The 15402-nt window shown below is 70.7% G+C and carries 15 protein-coding genes and 2 tRNA genes; 8 read left to right on the top strand and 9 right to left on the bottom strand.

Annotated elements, in window-relative coordinates:
- Positions 1-4: 4 nt before the first annotated feature.
- The 7 genes from ACSYGO_RS23435 to ACSYGO_RS23405 form a co-directional block, all read right to left on the bottom strand.
- The gene (locus ACSYGO_RS23435) at positions 5-661 is read right to left on the bottom strand and encodes a response regulator transcription factor (protein ID WP_095935313.1); all 657 of its coding nucleotides are present in this window, start codon (positions 659-661) and stop codon (positions 5-7) included.
- On the bottom strand, positions 658-1953 hold the full coding sequence (locus ACSYGO_RS23430; protein WP_432175937.1) for a sensor histidine kinase: 1296 nt from the start codon (positions 1951-1953) through the stop codon (positions 658-660). Before ACSYGO_RS23430 ends, ACSYGO_RS23435 begins: the two co-directional genes overlap by 4 nt.
- A gap of 113 nt (positions 1954-2066) precedes the next feature.
- The gene (locus ACSYGO_RS23425) at positions 2067-2870 is read right to left on the bottom strand and encodes an ABC transporter permease (RefSeq protein ID WP_432188920.1); all 804 of its coding nucleotides are present in this window, start codon (positions 2868-2870) and stop codon (positions 2067-2069) included.
- Positions 2867-3853 carry an ABC transporter ATP-binding protein gene (locus tag ACSYGO_RS23420; protein WP_460387514.1) on the bottom strand — a complete coding sequence of 329 codons (987 nt, stop codon included), beginning with the start codon at positions 3851-3853 and terminating at the stop codon, positions 2867-2869. Before ACSYGO_RS23420 ends, ACSYGO_RS23425 begins: the two co-directional genes overlap by 4 nt.
- A gap of 128 nt (positions 3854-3981) precedes the next feature.
- Positions 3982-4057, bottom strand: a tRNA-Gly gene (locus ACSYGO_RS23415).
- 79 nt (positions 4058-4136) lie between these two features.
- A tRNA-Gly gene (locus ACSYGO_RS23410) sits at positions 4137-4208 on the bottom strand.
- Positions 4209-4350: 142 nt separating this feature from the next.
- Positions 4351-4668: a histone-like nucleoid-structuring protein Lsr2 gene (locus tag ACSYGO_RS23405; protein WP_028804521.1), complete on the bottom strand. Its 318-nt coding sequence runs from the start codon at positions 4666-4668 to the stop codon at positions 4351-4353.
- Positions 4669-5029: 361 nt separating this feature from the next.
- On the opposite strand from ACSYGO_RS23405, the gene purS reads away from it, so the two are divergent.
- From purS to purL, 3 genes are read left to right on the top strand one after another with little or no spacing between them, the layout of a single operon-like run.
- Positions 5030-5296: a phosphoribosylformylglycinamidine synthase subunit PurS gene (gene purS, locus ACSYGO_RS23400; protein ID WP_028804522.1), complete on the top strand. Its 267-nt coding sequence runs from the start codon at positions 5030-5032 to the stop codon at positions 5294-5296.
- Positions 5293-5973 (top strand): phosphoribosylformylglycinamidine synthase subunit PurQ, encoded by a 681-nt coding sequence (purQ, locus tag ACSYGO_RS23395; protein WP_426677183.1) that lies wholly within the window; start codon positions 5293-5295, stop codon positions 5971-5973. The genes purS and purQ overlap by 4 nt, the downstream gene beginning before the upstream one ends.
- On the top strand, positions 5970-8228 hold the full coding sequence (purL, locus tag ACSYGO_RS23390) for a phosphoribosylformylglycinamidine synthase subunit PurL (protein WP_037766284.1): 2259 nt from the start codon (positions 5970-5972) through the stop codon (positions 8226-8228). The genes purQ and purL overlap by 4 nt, the downstream gene beginning before the upstream one ends.
- 58 nt (positions 8229-8286) lie before the next feature.
- On the opposite strand, the gene ACSYGO_RS23385 is transcribed toward purL, so the two are convergent.
- Positions 8287-9780, bottom strand: coding sequence for an MFS transporter (locus ACSYGO_RS23385; RefSeq protein WP_426677184.1), 1494 nt, complete (start codon positions 9778-9780; stop codon positions 8287-8289).
- A gap of 96 nt (positions 9781-9876) precedes the next feature.
- On the opposite strand from ACSYGO_RS23385, the gene ACSYGO_RS23380 reads away from it, so the two are divergent.
- The 5 genes from ACSYGO_RS23380 to purM all read left to right on the top strand — a co-directional run bounded on the left by ACSYGO_RS23380 (position 9877) and on the right by purM (position 14900).
- Entirely contained in the window at positions 9877-10515 is a 639-nt protein-coding gene (locus ACSYGO_RS23380) for a TetR/AcrR family transcriptional regulator (protein WP_426677185.1), read from the top strand.
- Positions 10516-10525: 10 nt separating this feature from the next.
- Complete coding sequence (locus ACSYGO_RS23375) at positions 10526-11323, top strand: maleylpyruvate isomerase family mycothiol-dependent enzyme (protein ID WP_460387510.1); 798 nt, start codon at positions 10526-10528, stop codon at positions 11321-11323.
- Between the two features lie 77 nt (positions 11324-11400).
- Positions 11401-12195: an META domain-containing protein gene (locus ACSYGO_RS23370; protein WP_426677187.1), complete on the top strand. Its 795-nt coding sequence runs from the start codon at positions 11401-11403 to the stop codon at positions 12193-12195.
- 61 nt (positions 12196-12256) lie between these two features.
- The gene (purF, locus tag ACSYGO_RS23365; RefSeq protein ID WP_426677188.1) at positions 12257-13783 is read left to right on the top strand and encodes an amidophosphoribosyltransferase; all 1527 of its coding nucleotides are present in this window, start codon (positions 12257-12259) and stop codon (positions 13781-13783) included.
- A gap of 43 nt (positions 13784-13826) precedes the next feature.
- Positions 13827-14900 (top strand): phosphoribosylformylglycinamidine cyclo-ligase, encoded by a 1074-nt coding sequence (purM, locus tag ACSYGO_RS23360; protein WP_432175922.1) that lies wholly within the window; start codon positions 13827-13829, stop codon positions 14898-14900.
- 148 nt (positions 14901-15048) lie between these two features.
- On the opposite strand, the gene ACSYGO_RS23355 is transcribed toward purM, so the two are convergent.
- A complete protein-coding gene (locus ACSYGO_RS23355; protein ID WP_095935302.1) occupies positions 15049-15303 on the bottom strand; it encodes a DUF3073 domain-containing protein in 255 nt (84 codons plus the stop codon).
- Between the last annotated feature and the right edge of the window lie 99 nt (positions 15304-15402).

The raw sequence follows: 15402 nt of genomic DNA, 5'->3' as shown, positions 1-15402 counted from the left end.
GCTACTATACCCAACCTCGCTCACGTGCGAGACGCACCGCCGCGTGCCGGTTCTCCGCCCCCAGCTTGGAGGCGGCCGACGACAGATAGTTGCGCACGGTTCCCTGGGACAGCGCGGCCCGCTCCGCGATCTCCGCGACGGGCGCCCCGTCGGCGGCGAATTCGAGCACCTCGGCCTCACGAGGCGTCAGCGGCGAGTCCCCGGCGGAGATCGCGTCGGCCGCCAACTCGGGGTCCACATAACGGTTTCCGGCGTGCACCGTGCGGATGATCTCCGCGAGCCGCTGTGCGCTGACCGTCTTCGGGACGAACCCGCGCACACCCGCCTCAAGCGCTCGCTTCAGATGCCCCGGCCGTCCGTGACTCGTCACGATGAGCACCTGGCAGCCGGGCAGTTCGGCCCGCAGGGATGTGGCCACCCTCACACCGTCCGCCCCCGGCATCTGAAGATCCAGCACGGCGACATCGGGTTCGTGGGCCCGCGCCATCGCCAGCGCCTCGGGCCCGGTCGCCGCCTCGGCGACGACGACCAGGTCGTCCTCCAGGGCGAGCAGCGCGGCGAGCGCGCCCCGGATGAGGTGTTCGTCGTCGGCGAGCAGCAGCCGTACGGGCCGAACGGATGGGGCCGGTGTGACGGGTGTGGCGGGCGGTACGGATGTCATGGGGTGACCTCACTGACGTGTCGCGGAACGGAGGACGGCGAGGCCCGTCGGTCCGGGACCGGCGGGAGTGGCACCTCGGCCGTGAGCCGGAACACCCCGTCGCCGGCGGGCCCGGCCCGCAGCACCCCGTCCACCGCCCCGAGCCGCTCCCGCAGCCCGGCGAGCCCGGATCCCGGCCGGGGCGGGGAACCGTCGCCCCGCCGTCCGGAGTCCGTCACCGCCGGTGCCCCGTCGTTCTCGACGGTGAGCGTCACCCGGCCCTCCGCCAGGCGCAGCGAGACCGCGCACCGCCCGGCGTCGCCGTGTCCGAGCACATTGGTGGTCGCCTCCCGTACGACCCAGCCGAGCGCCGACTGGACCTGCGCGGGCAGTCCGGCCGCCGAGCCGGTCACCTCGCAGTCGATGCCGGCGGCCGACAGTACGCCCTGGGCGCCCGCGAGTTCGGCACCCAGGTCGGCATCGCGGTAGCCGCGGACGACCTCGCGCACCTCACGCTGGGAGTCGCGGGCGATCCGCTGCACCTCGACCATCTGCTCCACCGCCTCGGGCCGGCCGCGCCGCGTCAGCTGCACGGCGAGCTCGCTCTTGAGCGCGATCACCGCGAGGTTGCGGCCCATCACGTCGTGCAGGTCGCGTCCGAAGCGCAGCCGCTCCTCGGCGACGGCGAGACGGGCACGGGTCTCGCGCGCCTCGTCGAGTTCGTAGACGGCGTTGAGCAGCCAGACCGAGAACGCGGCGGTGAAGGTGAGGAACCCCGCGGCGAGCAGCACCACCCCGGCCGTGACGAGCGCGGCGGGGCCGGGGAGGCCGAGAGGGAAGGAGACGGCCCCCGCGCCCAGGCCGGCGCCGAGCACCACCTGTGTCATCCGGCTCCGGTTGCGCGTGGCGAGCGCGAGGGTGCCGGCACCGAAGGCGATGACGCCGACGAAGAGCGAGGTGCCCACCCGGGCCTCGGCCTCGGTCGCCGGACGCCAGTCGGTGCCCTCCAGCGTGAGCGCGGCGAGCGCGATCACGAACGTGGCGCCGGCCAGCGCGGCCGACAGCCGCCGGGGCTGCTCCCGGTTGCCGCGGATCCAGTCCAGCGCCCGGGACGAGGTCGCCGCACACAGCGCGGAGTGGCCGCACACCAGCACGAACAGGAGCCAGGCCGGCGCAGGCGACACGTTTCCGAAGAAGGGGAGACCCAGCGTGACGGCCTCGATCACGGCGAAGGAGTGGAACGACCACCGGGTGTACGTCTCGACCTTCGCGGGCGTGCTCTTCGCCCGCCACCAGCCGTCCGGCCCGCTCATGTGCACCCCCGCGACCGGCCGTGCGGCCCGCTCGTTCCCGTCCCCGCCGTCGGCCGTCCGGCCCGGCTCGTGCGCGCCGGCCGACGCCGCTCGCGTGCCCGGCTCTCTCCCGGTCATCGCCGCGGCTCCCAGCGGAACCACCGTCGTACAGCAAACACCGCGATCGCGGTCCAGGCCACCGCCGTGCCCACGGCGCCCAGGGTGTCGTGCGTGGAGAGGTGCCCGGTCCAGCCGCCGCGGATCAGGGTGATCACCGGGGTGAGCGGGAGGAGTTCGCAGAACGAGGCCAGTCGGTCGGGCAGGGTCTCCAGCGGGACGAAGGTGCCGGAGCCGAGCAGCGACACCATCATCAGCGGCAGGGCGGCCACCTGGGCACCCTCCACGCTCCTGCTGAAGCTCGCGGTGACCGCGGCCAGCGCGGGCCAGGTCACCAGGCCCAACAGCAGTCCCAGCACGACGAGGTGGGGCGATGCCGGTGCTCCGACGTCGAGCGTCACGACGTAGGCGACGGTCAGGACCAGACACTGGGCGAGACCGATCGCCACCGACGGCAGGGCCGCCCCGGCGAGGATCTCCGCGTCGCGCGACTCCCCGGTGCGCAGTCGTTTGAGGACGAGTTCCTCCCGCCGGGCCGCGTACACGCTCACGAGCGAGCTGTAGACGGCGACGAGGAGGGAGAAGCCGATCGAGGAGGGCAGCAGCACGGAGCCGACCGTGAGCCCGGTGCCCTTCAAGTCCATTCCGTCGACCGTCGAGCGGAACATGAACGGCATCAGGAGCGGCACGGACACGGCGGTCGCCAGCGTCGCCTTGGTGCGCCCCAGCAGGGTCAGCTCGGCACGTGCGAGCGCGCGGAGCCGTGCCGCGGCCGTGGTCCTCGCCGGCGCCCGGCCGGGGCCCGCCGTCGTTGCGCTCATGCCGCCGTCTCCTTGTCCCGGTGGTCCGTGCCGTGTGCCGTCGCATCCCGGGCGATCCGCAGGAACGCCTCCTCCAGGGAGGCGGAGCGCACGTCGAGCCGGCGCAGTTCGACCTGTGCCCGGTCCGCCCACAGCAGCAGCGCGGTGGCGGTCCGCTGCGGGGTGTCGGTGCGCAGGCGTACGGCGCGACCGGTCGTCTCGTGGTCGGACACGCCGAGGCGGGCGAGCGGAGGCAGGTCTCCGAGGTGATAGCCGTCGGGCAGTTCGAAGGAGATGCGGGACGGCTGGGTGCCGGTGACCTCGGCGGGTGTGCCGGAGGCCGCGATACGCCCCTCGTGGAGGATGGCGAGCCGGTCGGCGAGTTCCTCCGCCTCCTCCAGGTAGTGGGTCGTCAGTAGCACCGTCGTGCCGCCGTCGCGCAGCGTGCGCACCAACTCCCAGGTGCTGTGTCGCCCTTCGGTGTCGAGTCCGGTGGTCGGTTCGTCGAGGAAGAGGACCTCGGGGCGGCCGAGGAGGGCGAGGGCCAGGTCCAGGCGGCGCTTCTCGCCCCCGGACAGCTGCTTCACGCGTACGTCCGCCCGCCGGGTGAGGCCGACCAGGTCGAGGGCCTGGGCCGTGGGCCGCGCCCCGCTGGTGCAGCCCGCCCACATCCGCAGAGTCTCCGCGACGGTCAGTTCGGAGGGGAAGCCGCCTTCCTGGAGCATCACGCCGATCCGGGGCCGTACCGCGGCCCGCTCCCGGTAGGGGTCGTGCCCGAGGACCCGTACCCGGCCGCCGGCCGGGGGAGCGAGGCCCTCCAGCACCTCGACGGTGGACGTCTTGCCCGCGCCGTTGGTGCCGAGGAGGGCGAAGATCTCACCGCGGCCCACGGAGAACGTGACGTGACGCACCGCCTCGAAGGCTCCCCGGCCCCGCCCGTCTCCCCCGTACACGCGCCGCAGACCAGTGACCTCGATCACGTCGCCGTGCTCGTTCGTGTTCATGGATTCAGCGTCGCCGCGGACCGGGCGGGCAGGCAGTGCGCGGTGTCATCGCTCCGCATGACAAATGTCAGTCGCCGCCGAGGCGGACACGAGAAAGGCCCCGGTCGATGACCGGGGCCTTTGCTGCGTGGAGCGGACGACGAGGCTCGAACTCGCGACCTCAACCTTGGCAAGGTTGCGCTCTACCAACTGAGCTACGTCCGCATTGCCTCCGACCGGCTCTCACCGATCGGCGCGAGCACCACCCTACCTGATCGACAAGCGCGATCGGTAAGAGGTGCAGAGCGGGTGACAGGAATTGCACACTGCGCCTTCCCCCTGGAAGGGGGATGTTCTGCTACTGAACTACACCCGCACGACTCCTCGGGGTCCGGCCTTTCGGCCTTGCCCCTCGGCGTGCTCCAGACTTTAGCTGATCAGCGGGGGGTCAGCGCAAGTCGGTTGTTCCCAGGGCCCGGTGACGGGTCCTCGCGGGTGCCCCCGGAGGACCCGTGCGGTCAGTGCGCCTCGGTGAACGCCTCGTAGACCTTCTTGGGGATGCGTCCGCGGGGCGGCACGTCCATCTTGTTGGAGCGGGCCCAGGCGCGGACGGCGGCGGGATCGGGGGTCAGCGCGGTGTGCGTGTACGCCTTCCCGGACTTCGCCCGCTTGCGGCCGGCCTCGACGTAGGGCGCGAGCGCCTTACGCAGTTTCTTGGCATTGGCTGGATTGAGGTCGATCTCGTACGACTTGCCGTCGAGTCCGAAGGCGATCGTCTCCGCCGCTTCTGAGCCGTCGATGTCGTCAAAGAGAGTGACCACGACACGCTGCGCCACGAATATCGGTCCCTTCGTGCGGCACCTCTGCGATCAACGGTCATGACGTGCGCGGACGTCACGGAGTTGTCGGGGAGATGTCGACTGTCCGGCTGTTATTGGGCAAAGTATCGGCTATTGCCAATTCCTTTGTACAGTGCCCGGCATTGCATTGTGAAGCCCGACTAAAACCTTGCGCGTGTCCGAAGGCAATGGGCCCCTGCCGTTCTTCTGCGGTTTTTCCCAGGATTTTCCGTGCAGGTCCCCGCGTCGATGCGGGATCGTGATGGGGGTCACGTAGGATTCTACGAATCTACGCGAGTAGAAATTTTGTGCGGGTAGTCTGAAGGGACCTGCTCAGCACCACACACCGGGAGTGCCAGTGGCACGCGTCGTAGTCGACGTCATGCTCAAGCCGGAGATCCTCGACCCCCAGGGCCAGGCGGTGCAGCGTGCACTGCCGCGCCTCGGTTTCGAAGGTGTCTCCGACGTACGTCAGGGAAAGCGATTCGAACTGGAAGTGGACGGACCGGTGGACGACGCCGCGCTCGCCCGCATCCGTGAACTCGCGGAATCCTTCCTCGCCAACACCGTGATCGAGGACTTCACCGTCAAGGTGGAGGACGAGAAGGTGGGGGCCGGAAAGTGACCGCTCGTATTGGAGTCGTCACCTTTCCCGGCAGCCTCGACGACCGCGACACGCAGCGCGCGATCAAGCTCGCCGGTGCCGAACCCGTCGCTCTCTGGCACAAGGACAAGGACCTCAAGCAGGTCGACGCCGTCGTGCTGCCGGGCGGTTTCTCGTACGGCGACTATCTGCGGGCGGGCGCCATCTCGCGCTTCTCGCCCGTGATGGAGACCGTGATCGAGCAGGCGAAGTCCGGAATGCCGGTCCTCGGTATCTGCAACGGCTTCCAGATCCTCACCGAGGCGCACCTCCTCCCGGGCGGGATGCTCGGCAACGACCACCTCCACTTCATCTGCCGCGACCAGAAGCTGCGGGTGGAGAACGCGGAGACCTCCTGGACCGCCGACTACACGGCCGGCCAGGAGATCCACATCCCGCTGAAGAACATGGACGGGCGGTACGTCGCCGACGAGCGCACGCTCGACATGCTGGAGGCCGAGGGCCGGGTCGCCTTCCGCTACCTGGACTTCAACCCGAACGGTTCGCTGCGGGACATCGCCGGCATCACCAACGAGGCCGGGAACGTCGTCGGCCTCATGCCGCACCCCGAGCACGCCGTCGAGCCGCTGATCGGCACCGGTGGTACCGACGGCCTCCCCTTCTTCACCTCGATCCTCAAGAAGCTGGTCAACGCATGAGCCGCACGCCTCTGGACACGGTCGAGAACGCGGCCGCGACCCCCGACGTCGAGCTGCCCTGGGCCGAACTCGGTCTGAAGAAGGACGAGTACGAGCGGGTCGTGGAGATCCTCGGCCGCCGTCCGACCGGCGCCGAGCTCGCCATGTACTCGGTCATGTGGTCCGAGCACTGCTCGTACAAGTCCTCCAAGGTGCACCTGCGCCAGTTCGGCGAGAAGGCCCCGCAGTCCGACGCCCTCCTCGTCGGCATCGGCGAGAACGCCGGTGTCGTCGACGTCGGCCAGGGCTACGCGGTGACCTTCAAGGTCGAGTCGCACAACCACCCGTCGTACGTCGAGCCCTACCAGGGCGCGGCCACCGGCGTCGGCGGCATCGTGCGCGACATCATCGCGATGGGCGCCCGCCCGGTCGCGGTCGTCGACCCGCTGCGCTTCGGCGCCGCCGACCACCCCGACACCAAGCGCGTCCTGCCCGGCGTGGTCGCCGGCATCGGCGGCTACGGCAACTGCCTGGGCCTGCCCAACATCGGCGGCGAGGTCGTCTTCGACGCCTGCTACCAGGGCAACCCGCTGGTCAACGCCGGCGCCATCGGCGTCATGCGGCACGAGGACATCCACCTCGCCAAGGCCTCCGGCGCGGGCAACAAGGTCATCCTCTACGGGGCCCGCACCGGCGGCGACGGCATCGGCGGCGCCTCCATCCTCGCCTCCGAGACCTTCGACGACGCGAAGCCCTCGAAGCGTCCCGCCGTCCAGGTCGGCGACCCCTTCCAGGAGAAGCTCCTCATCGAGTGCACCCTGGAGGCCTTCCGGGAGAAGCTCGTCGTCGGCATCCAGGACCTCGGCGCCGCCGGTCTGTCCTGCGCCACCTCGGAGCTGGCCTCGAACGGCTCCGGCGGCATGCGCGTCACCCTCGACGACGTACCGCTGCGCGACTCCACGCTCTCGCCCGAGGAGATCCTCATGAGCGAGTCGCAGGAGCGCATGTGCGCGGTGGTCGAGCCGGCGAAGGTCGACCGCTTCCTGGAGATCTGCGCGAAGTGGGACGTCATCGCCACCGTCATCGGTGAGGTCACCGACGGCGACCGCCTGGAGATCTACTGGCACGGCGGCAAGATCGTCGACGTCGACCCGCGCACGGTCGCGCACGAGGGTCCGGTCTACGAGCGCCCGTACGCCCGTCCGTCCTGGCAGGACGCCCTCCAGGCCGACGACGCGAACAAGCTCCCGCGCCCGGAGACCGCCGAGGAGCTGAAGGACCAGGTCCGCAAGCTGGTGGCCTCCCCCAACCAGGCGTCCAAGAAGTGGATCACCTCGCAGTACGACCACTTCGTGCAGGGCAACACGGTGCTGGCGCAGCCCGAGGACTCGGGCATGATCCGCATCGACGAGGAGACCGGGCTCGGCGTCGCCATCGCGACCGACGGCAACGGCCGGTACGCGAAGCTCGACCCGTACGCGGGTGCGCAGCTCGCTCTCGCCGAGGCGTACCGCAACGTCGCGACGACCGGTGCCAAGCCGCTCGCCGTCTCCGACTGCCTGAACTTCGGCTCGCCCGAGGACCCGGCCGTGATGTGGCAGTTCGCGGAGGCCATCCGCGGGCTCGCCGACGCCTGCCAGCAGCTCGGCACCCCGGTGACCGGCGGCAACGTGTCCCTGTACAACCAGACGGGCGAGGCGGCCATCCACCCGACCCCGGTCGTCGCCGTCCTCGGCGTGATCGACGACGTGGCCCGACGCACGCCGGTCGCCTTCCGGGAAGAGGGCCAGCTCCTCTACCTGCTCGGCGACACCCGCGAGGAGTTCGGCGGTTCGGCCTGGTCGCAGGTGATCCACGACCACCTCGGCGGTCTGCCGCCGCAGGTCGACCTGGAGCGTGAGCGGCTGCTCGCCGAGATCCTGATCTCGGCCTCCCGCGACGGCATGATCGACTCCGCGCACGACCTGTCCGACGGGGGTCTGGTGCAGGCCGTGGTCGAGTCGGCGCTGCTCGGCGGGAAGGGCGCGCGTCTGGTCGTGCCCGACGGTCTGGACGCGTTCACCTTCCTCTTCTCGGAGTCGGCGGGCCGCGCGGTCGTCGCCGTCCCGCGTTCGGAGGAGCTCCGCTTCACCGACATGTGCGGCGCGCGGGGTCTGCCCGTCACCCGCATCGGTGTCGTCGACGGCGACGCGGTCGACGTGCAGGGCGAGTTCGCGCTCTCGCTGGAGGAGCTGCGCGAGGCCCACGAGGCGACCATCCCGGCGCTGCTCGCGTAGCCCGCAGGCGGTCGCATACGCCGGAAGGCCCCGCCCGTTCCCACGGGCGGGGCCTTCGTCATGCCGTGACCGATTCGGTGTGCTTCGCGGAGGACCCGGCGACCGTCTGCGTGCGGTGGGGCCTCGGGAGCCTGAGCGCCAGCACCGCGGCCAGGCCCATCAGCGCGGCACCGCCCCAGAAGACGAACCGGGTCGCGTCGACGAAGGCGTGCACCCCGTCCGCGTGGGCGGCTCCGGTCAGCCGGGCCAGCGCGCTGATGTCGCCGCCGGGGCCGTGCGCCGCGTACAGGCGGGCCAGCACGGTGCCGAAGACGGCGGTGCCGAGGGCGTTGCCCAGGGTCTGGAAGAAGCGGATGCCGGTGGTGGCGACGCCCAGCTGGTGGCGTGGGGCGGAGTCCTGCACCAGCAGGATCAGCTGGCCGACGAGCTGGCCGAACCCGGCGCCGGCCAGCAGGAGCTCCCCGCGGACCAGCCACAGCGAGGTGTGCGGTCCGGTCGTGGTGGCCAGCAGGGCGAAGGCGACGGCGGTGGTGACCGTGCCGCTGACGGTGAAGGTGCGCGCGGACCAGCCGCGGGCGCCGAGCGGGCCGGCGAGCAGCCCGACCGCGGTGAGGCCGACGGCCAACGGGACCAGGTAGAGGCCCGCCGAGGAGCTGCTGATGCCGCGGGCGACCTGGAGGTAGACGAGCACGTAGTAGATGGCGCACATCATCGCGCCGCCGAGGATCGCCTGGACGGCGAAGCCGAGGCGCACCTCGCGGACGCGGAACAGGGAGAGCGGGAGCACCGGTTCGGGTGCCCGGGTCTGCCGCCACAGGAAGAGGGCGAGGGTCGCGACGGCCGTCACGATCAGGACGACGACGGCGGGGGAGGTCCACGCGTACCGGTTGCCGCCCCAGTCCGTGACCAGGAGCAGGGCGCTGGAGAACGCCGCGGCGAGCAGCGCGCCCGGGTAGTCGACCGGGCGGCGCACGTGCTCTCCGGGGAGCTTCAGCGCGAGGGCGGAGGCGGTCAGGACCACCAGGCCGATCGGCAGGTTGACGTAGAAGATCCAGCGCCAGTTCGCGTGGTCGGCCAGCAGGCCGCCGATCCAGGGGCCGATCGCCATGGCGCCGCCGGCGACGAGTCCGCCGGCGTTGCCGCCCTTGCCCGCGCCCTTCTCCTCGGGGCCCTTGAGGTGGGCGATGACGACCATGGTGACGCTCATCAGCCCGCCTCCGCCGAGGCCCTGCACGGCACGGGCCGCGATGAGCTGGGCCATGGACTGGGCGGCGCCGCACAGGGCGGAGCCGAGCAGGAAGGCGGCGATGGCGCCGGTGAAGACGCGCTTGGGGCCCAGGGTGTCGCAGAGCTTGCCGTAGAGCGGGAGCATCGCCGCCGAGGCGAGGGCGTAGGCGCTGACCAGCCAAGGAATCTTGTCGATGCCGTGGTCGGGGTCGAGGTCCCGGACGATCGGGACGGTGGCGGCGGACACGATCTGGAGGTCCAGGAGGGCCAGGACGATCGTCACGAGGCAGACGAGGAAGCCGACTTTGCGCTGGGTCTCGGTCATGGGGACCAGCGTGGACCGCATCTGTGTACCGAGTCAATGTTTTTGCTCGGATCATTTTTCGGCCTGGCTCAAATTTCGCCTTGGTACAGTGCCGGTATGGCCGAAGCGATGGGACTGCGCGAACGCAAGAAGATCCAGACGGCGAAGCGGATCTACCGGATCGCCGTCGCGCTGTTCGTCGAGCGCGGCTTCGACAACGTGTCCGTGCAGGAGGTCGCCGACGCCGCCGAGGTGTCGAAGATGACCGTCTTCAACTACTTCGGCTCCAAGGAGGACCTGGTCTTCCGGCCCATGGAGGAGCACTTCGGCGACGCCGCCCGGGCCGTGCGCGAGCGGCACCCCGGCGAGTCCGCGGTGGACGCCGTGCGCCGGCAGTTCCTGGAGATGGTCGAGACCCGTGACCCGGCGGTCGGCCTGCACGCCGAGCCCTTCGCCGGCCAGGTGCGCCGACTGGTCATGGAGACCCCGGTCCTGATGGAACGCGCCGTCCTCGGCGCCCAGAAGGGCACCCGCGACCTGGCCGCGCTCCTCGCCGAGGAGACCGGGGACCCGATGCTCGCCGTCATCGCCGCGGCCACGCTGAGCGCCGCCCGCAACGCCCTCATCGAGGAGCACCACGACCGCATCGCCGCGGGCGAGAGCCCGGACGCCGTCGCCGCGGACGCCGCCGAGCGTGCCCGGCACGCCTTCGCCCTGATCGAGAACGGCCTGAGCGGATACGCCGTGAAGGCATAGGCTCGCGCTCATGCCCCCGGCCAAGAAGCGCGTGCGCACGTACGACCCCGTCAAGATCCGCGCGGCGGTCCTCGCCCAGTTCGGGAACGTACGGCAGGGCGTCGACTCCCTGACGCCGGGGCAACTCGCGCTTCCCACCGGGCTGGGCGACTGGAGCGTGCGGGAACTCGTCGCGCACATCGGGACGGCCCTCGGCGCGGTGGGCGTACTGCTCGGCCGCCCCGAGCCGGCGCGGCAGGACGGCACGCTGCTCGACTGGCCGTCCGCCATCCACGCCGACTCCCCGGCCATCGCCGCGTACGCCCATGAGCTCGCCGAACGGACCCCCGACCTCGCCGCCCACCTGGCCGACACCGAGCGGCACTTCACCGCGCTCCTCGCCGGACACCCCGGCACCCGGCTGCTCGACACCAGCGCCGGCGCCCTGCCGCTCGCCGACTACCTGGTCACCCGCACCGTGGAACTCGTCGTCCACACCGACGACCTGAACCGCGCCGTGCCCGGACTCGACATCCCGTTCGACCGCCAGGCGCTCGCCGCCTGTACCCGGCTGCTCGCGGACACCCTCGCGGTGAAGGCGCCCGGCGCGTCCACGGAGGTACGGATCCCGCCGTACGCCGTCGTGCAGTGCGTGGAAGGCCCCCGGCACACCCGCGGCACCCCGCCGAACGTCGTCGAGACCGACCCGCTGACCTGGATCCGGCTGGCGGCCGGACGCACGGAGTGGAAGGCGGCCGTCGCGGACGCGAAGGTCAGCGCGAGCGGGGAGCGGGCGGATCTCGGCGCCCTGCTGCCCCTCATGAGCTGAGCCCCTGCCGTCCTCCAGGGAGGCCCGCCGTCACCCCCGAGGGGAACCGACCACCCCACCCCTCCCGTCACATCGGCATGGACAAGCAGCGACTGACCCTCACCGCCCTGACCCTGCTCCCCCTCGCGGTGGCCTGCGGCACGGAGCCGGGCAGCGGCAGCAACTCCGTGGGACCGGGCTCGTCACCGGTCACCGGCGTCCACTGGACCGTCGACAGCCTCACCGTGGACGGCACGACGACGAAGGCGCCCGCGAGCGCCTACCTGCGGATCGGCGCGGACGGCCGCGTCAGCGGCAACGCCGGCTGCAACAGCTTCGGCTCGACCGCCACCGTCCAGGGCGACCGCGTGGACTTCGGGGACGTCAGCATGACCGACATGGGCTGCCAGAAGGCACCCATGGCCTTCGAGCAGCGCCTCGGCCGCGCGATCGCCGACGGCGGGCTCACCAGCGAGGTCAAGGGCGACAAGCTCACCCTCACCACCCGTGACGGTGACCGCGTCAACCTCACCAAGGAGCAGGACGCCCCCCTCTACGGCACGAAGTGGACCGTCTCCGCGCTCGGCGACGCGAATGTCTCGCAGTCCCTACCCAAGGGGGCCGACGCCTACTTCGTGCTCGACAAGAAGGACGGCACGCTGTCCGGCCGCCTCGGCTGCAACCACGTGTCCGCCGAGGCCACCGTCCGCGACGGCCACCTCACCCTCGGCAGGGCCAAGACCACCCGCATGATGTGCGACGGCTCACTCATGGCCACCGAGAAGACCCTCCTGGGCCTCTTCGACAGCACGGTCCGCTACGACTTGGATCACCGGACCCTCACGCTGACCAGCACAAACGGCACTGTCGTCAGTGCCGTGACCGAGCGGTGACCCATCAGGGTCCCGTATCCCCAATTCGGACCAGTGGTCGATCTCGCCTACACTCGGAGCCGTGCCACGTGGTGACGGTCGACTCAATCATGATCTGCTCCCCGGTGAGAAAGGCCCCCAGGACGCCTGCGGCGTCTTCGGAGTCTGGGCTCCGGGCGAAGAGGTCGCCAAGCTCACTTACTTCGGGCTCTACGCCCTCCAGCATCGGGGCCAGGAATCCGCGGGAATCGCGGTCAGCAACGGCTCCCAGATCCTCGTCTTCAAGGACATGGGCCTCGTGTCCCAGGTCTTCGACGAGACCTCCCTCGGTTCGCTCCAGGGTCACATCGCGGTCGGTCACGCCCGCTACTCGACCACTGGCGCCTCCGTCTGGGAGAACGCCCAGCCGACGTTCCGTGCGACCGCGCACGGCTCCATCGCGCTCGGCCACAACGGCAACCTCGTCAACACGGCTCAGCTCGCCGAGATGGTCGCCGACCTGCCCAAGCAGGAGGGCCGCACCACGCGCGTGGCGGCCACGAACGACACCGACCTGCTGACCGCGCTGCTCGCGGCCCAGGTGGACGACGACGGCAAGCCGCTGACCATCGAAGAGGCCTCCGCCAAGATCCTCCCGCAGGTCAGGGGCGCCTTCAGCCTCGTCTTCATGGACGAGCACACCCTCTACGCGGCCCGCGACCCGCAGGGCATCCGCCCGCTGGTCCTCGGCCGTCTGGAGCGCGGCTGGGTGGTCGCCTCCGAGTCCGCCGCCCTCGACATCTGCGGTGCCAGCTACGTCCGCGAGATCGAGCCGGGCGAGTTCGTCGCCATCGACGAGAACGGCCTGCGCACCTCTCGGTTCGCGGAAGCGAAGCCCAAGGGCTGTGTCTTCGAGTACGTCTACCTGGCGCGCCCCGACACCGACATCGCCGGCCGGAACGTGTACCTCTCGCGTGTCGAGATGGGCCGCAAGCTCGCCAAGGAAGCCCCTGTCGAGGCCGACCTGGTGATAGCGACCCCGGAGTCCGGGACGCCCGCCGCGATCGGATACGCGGAAGCCTCCGGCATCCCGTTCGGTGCCGGTCTGGTGAAGAACGCCTACGTCGGCCGGACCTTCATCCAGCCCTCGCAGACGATCCGCCAGCTCGGCATCCGTCTGAAGCTGAACCCGCTCAAGGAAGTCATCAAGGGCAAGCGCCTGGTCGTCGTCGACGACTCGATCGTGCGCGGCAACACCCAGCGCGCCCTGGTCCGCATGCTCCGCGAGGCGGGCGCCGCCGAGGTCCACATCCGGATCTCCTCGCCCCCCGTGAAGTGGCCCTGCTTCTTCGGTATCGACTTCGCGACCCGCGCCGAGCTGATCGCCAACGGCATGACCATCGAGGAGATCGGCGTCTCGCTGGGCGCGGACTCCCTCTCGTACATCTCCATCGACGGCATGATCGAGGCGACCACCATCGCCAAGCCGAACCTGTGCCGGGCCTGCTTCGACGGCGAGTACCCGATGGAGCTCCCGGACCCCGAGCTGCTCGGCAAGCAGCTCCTGGAGACCGAGCTGGCGGCGGGTCCCGCCGCCACGGCCGCGGCTGACGCCATCCGTCGCCCGTAAGCGCCGCAGAGCCCCGTTTCACCAACCCGAAAGATCCCAGGCAATGTCTGAGACCAGTCCTTCCGGTGCTTCCTACGCGGCTGCCGGCGTCGACATCGAGGCGGGCGACCGCGCCGTCGAGCTGATGAAGGAGTGGGTGAAGAAGACGCAGCGCCCCGAGGTCCTGGGCGGCCTCGGCGGTTTCGCCGGCCTCTTCGACGCCTCGGCCCTCAAGCGCTTCGAGCGCCCGCTGCTCGCCTCCGCCACCGACGGTGTGGGCACCAAGGTCGACATCGCCCGCCAGATGGGCGTCTACGACACGATCGGCCACGACCTGGTCGCGATGGTCATGGACGACATCGTGGTGTGCGGCGCCGAGCCGCTCTTCATGACCGACTACATCTGCGTCGGCAAGGTCCACCCGGAGCGCGTCGCCGCGATCGTGAAGGGCATCGCCGAGGGCTGTGTCCTCGCGGGCTGCGCCCTCGTGGGCGGCGAGACGGCGGAGCACCCGGGCCTGCTCGGTCCGGACGACTTCGACGTCGCGGGCGCCGGCACCGGCGCGGTGGAGGCGGACCAGCTGCTGGGCGCGGATCGCATCCGTACGGGTGACGCGGTGATCGCCATGGCGGCCTCCGGTCTTCACTCGAACGGGTACTCGCTGGTCCGGCACGTCCTCTTCGACCGGGCGAACCTGAGCCTCGACCAGCACATCGAGGAGTTCGGCCGCTCGCTCGGCGAGGAGCTCCTGGAGCCCACCAAGATCTACTCGCTGGACTGCCTGGCGCTGACCCGGACCACCGAGGTGCACGCCTTCAGCCACGTCACCGGCGGTGGACTCGCGGCCAACCTGGCCCGTGTCATCCCGGACGGCCTGCACGCGGTCGTCGACCGCGGTACCTGGACCCCCGCCCCGGTGTTCGACCTGGTGGGGAAGCGGGGCGAGGTCGAGCGGCTGGAGCTGGAGAAGACCCTCAACATGGGCGTCGGCATGATCGCGATCGTCCCCGAGGAGTCCACGGACGTCGCCCTCGCCACCCTCGCGGACCGCGGTGTGGACGCCTGGATCGCCGGTGAGATCACCGAGCGCGGCGACCACGCGACGGGCGCGGAGCTGGTCGGCGACTACGCGAACTGAGGCCCGTCGGGCAGCACGAAACCCGGTCCGGCGCTGACGGCCCGGACCGGGTGAGGTGCACAGGTGCAGTTGCTACGAGATGTCCGCTAGGCGAGATCTACGAGAAATCCGCTACGAGAGATCGCGGGAACTGCGAAGGACGCTTGCGTCAAGCGCCGCGACGCTGCGACTGGGGACCGGACTGATCGTCCTCGTCCTCGTCGTCGTCGTTGTAGAGATCCGCGTACTGGGCGTACGGGTCGTCTTCCTCGTCGTCGTCCTCGAACGGCTCGCCATTCGGCGGCTGGTTCGAAGTCGAAGCGCCCAGCTCGTTGGCCAGACGCGACAGGTCAGTCCCGCCGCTGTTGTACTTCAGCTGGCGGGCGACCTTCGTCTGCTTGGCCTTGGCCCGGCCGCGCCCCATGGCTCGACCCCCTCGGTGACGGGGCTCGACGGCCCCAGAGTCTTGACACGCGTTCATGATCTGGAACGGGCTCTCCGTGGAGAGACCGGTCCGTAGGGC

Source organism: Streptomyces krungchingensis, assembly GCF_054729265.1.
This window is presented reverse-complemented; position numbering and strand designations above follow the sequence as displayed.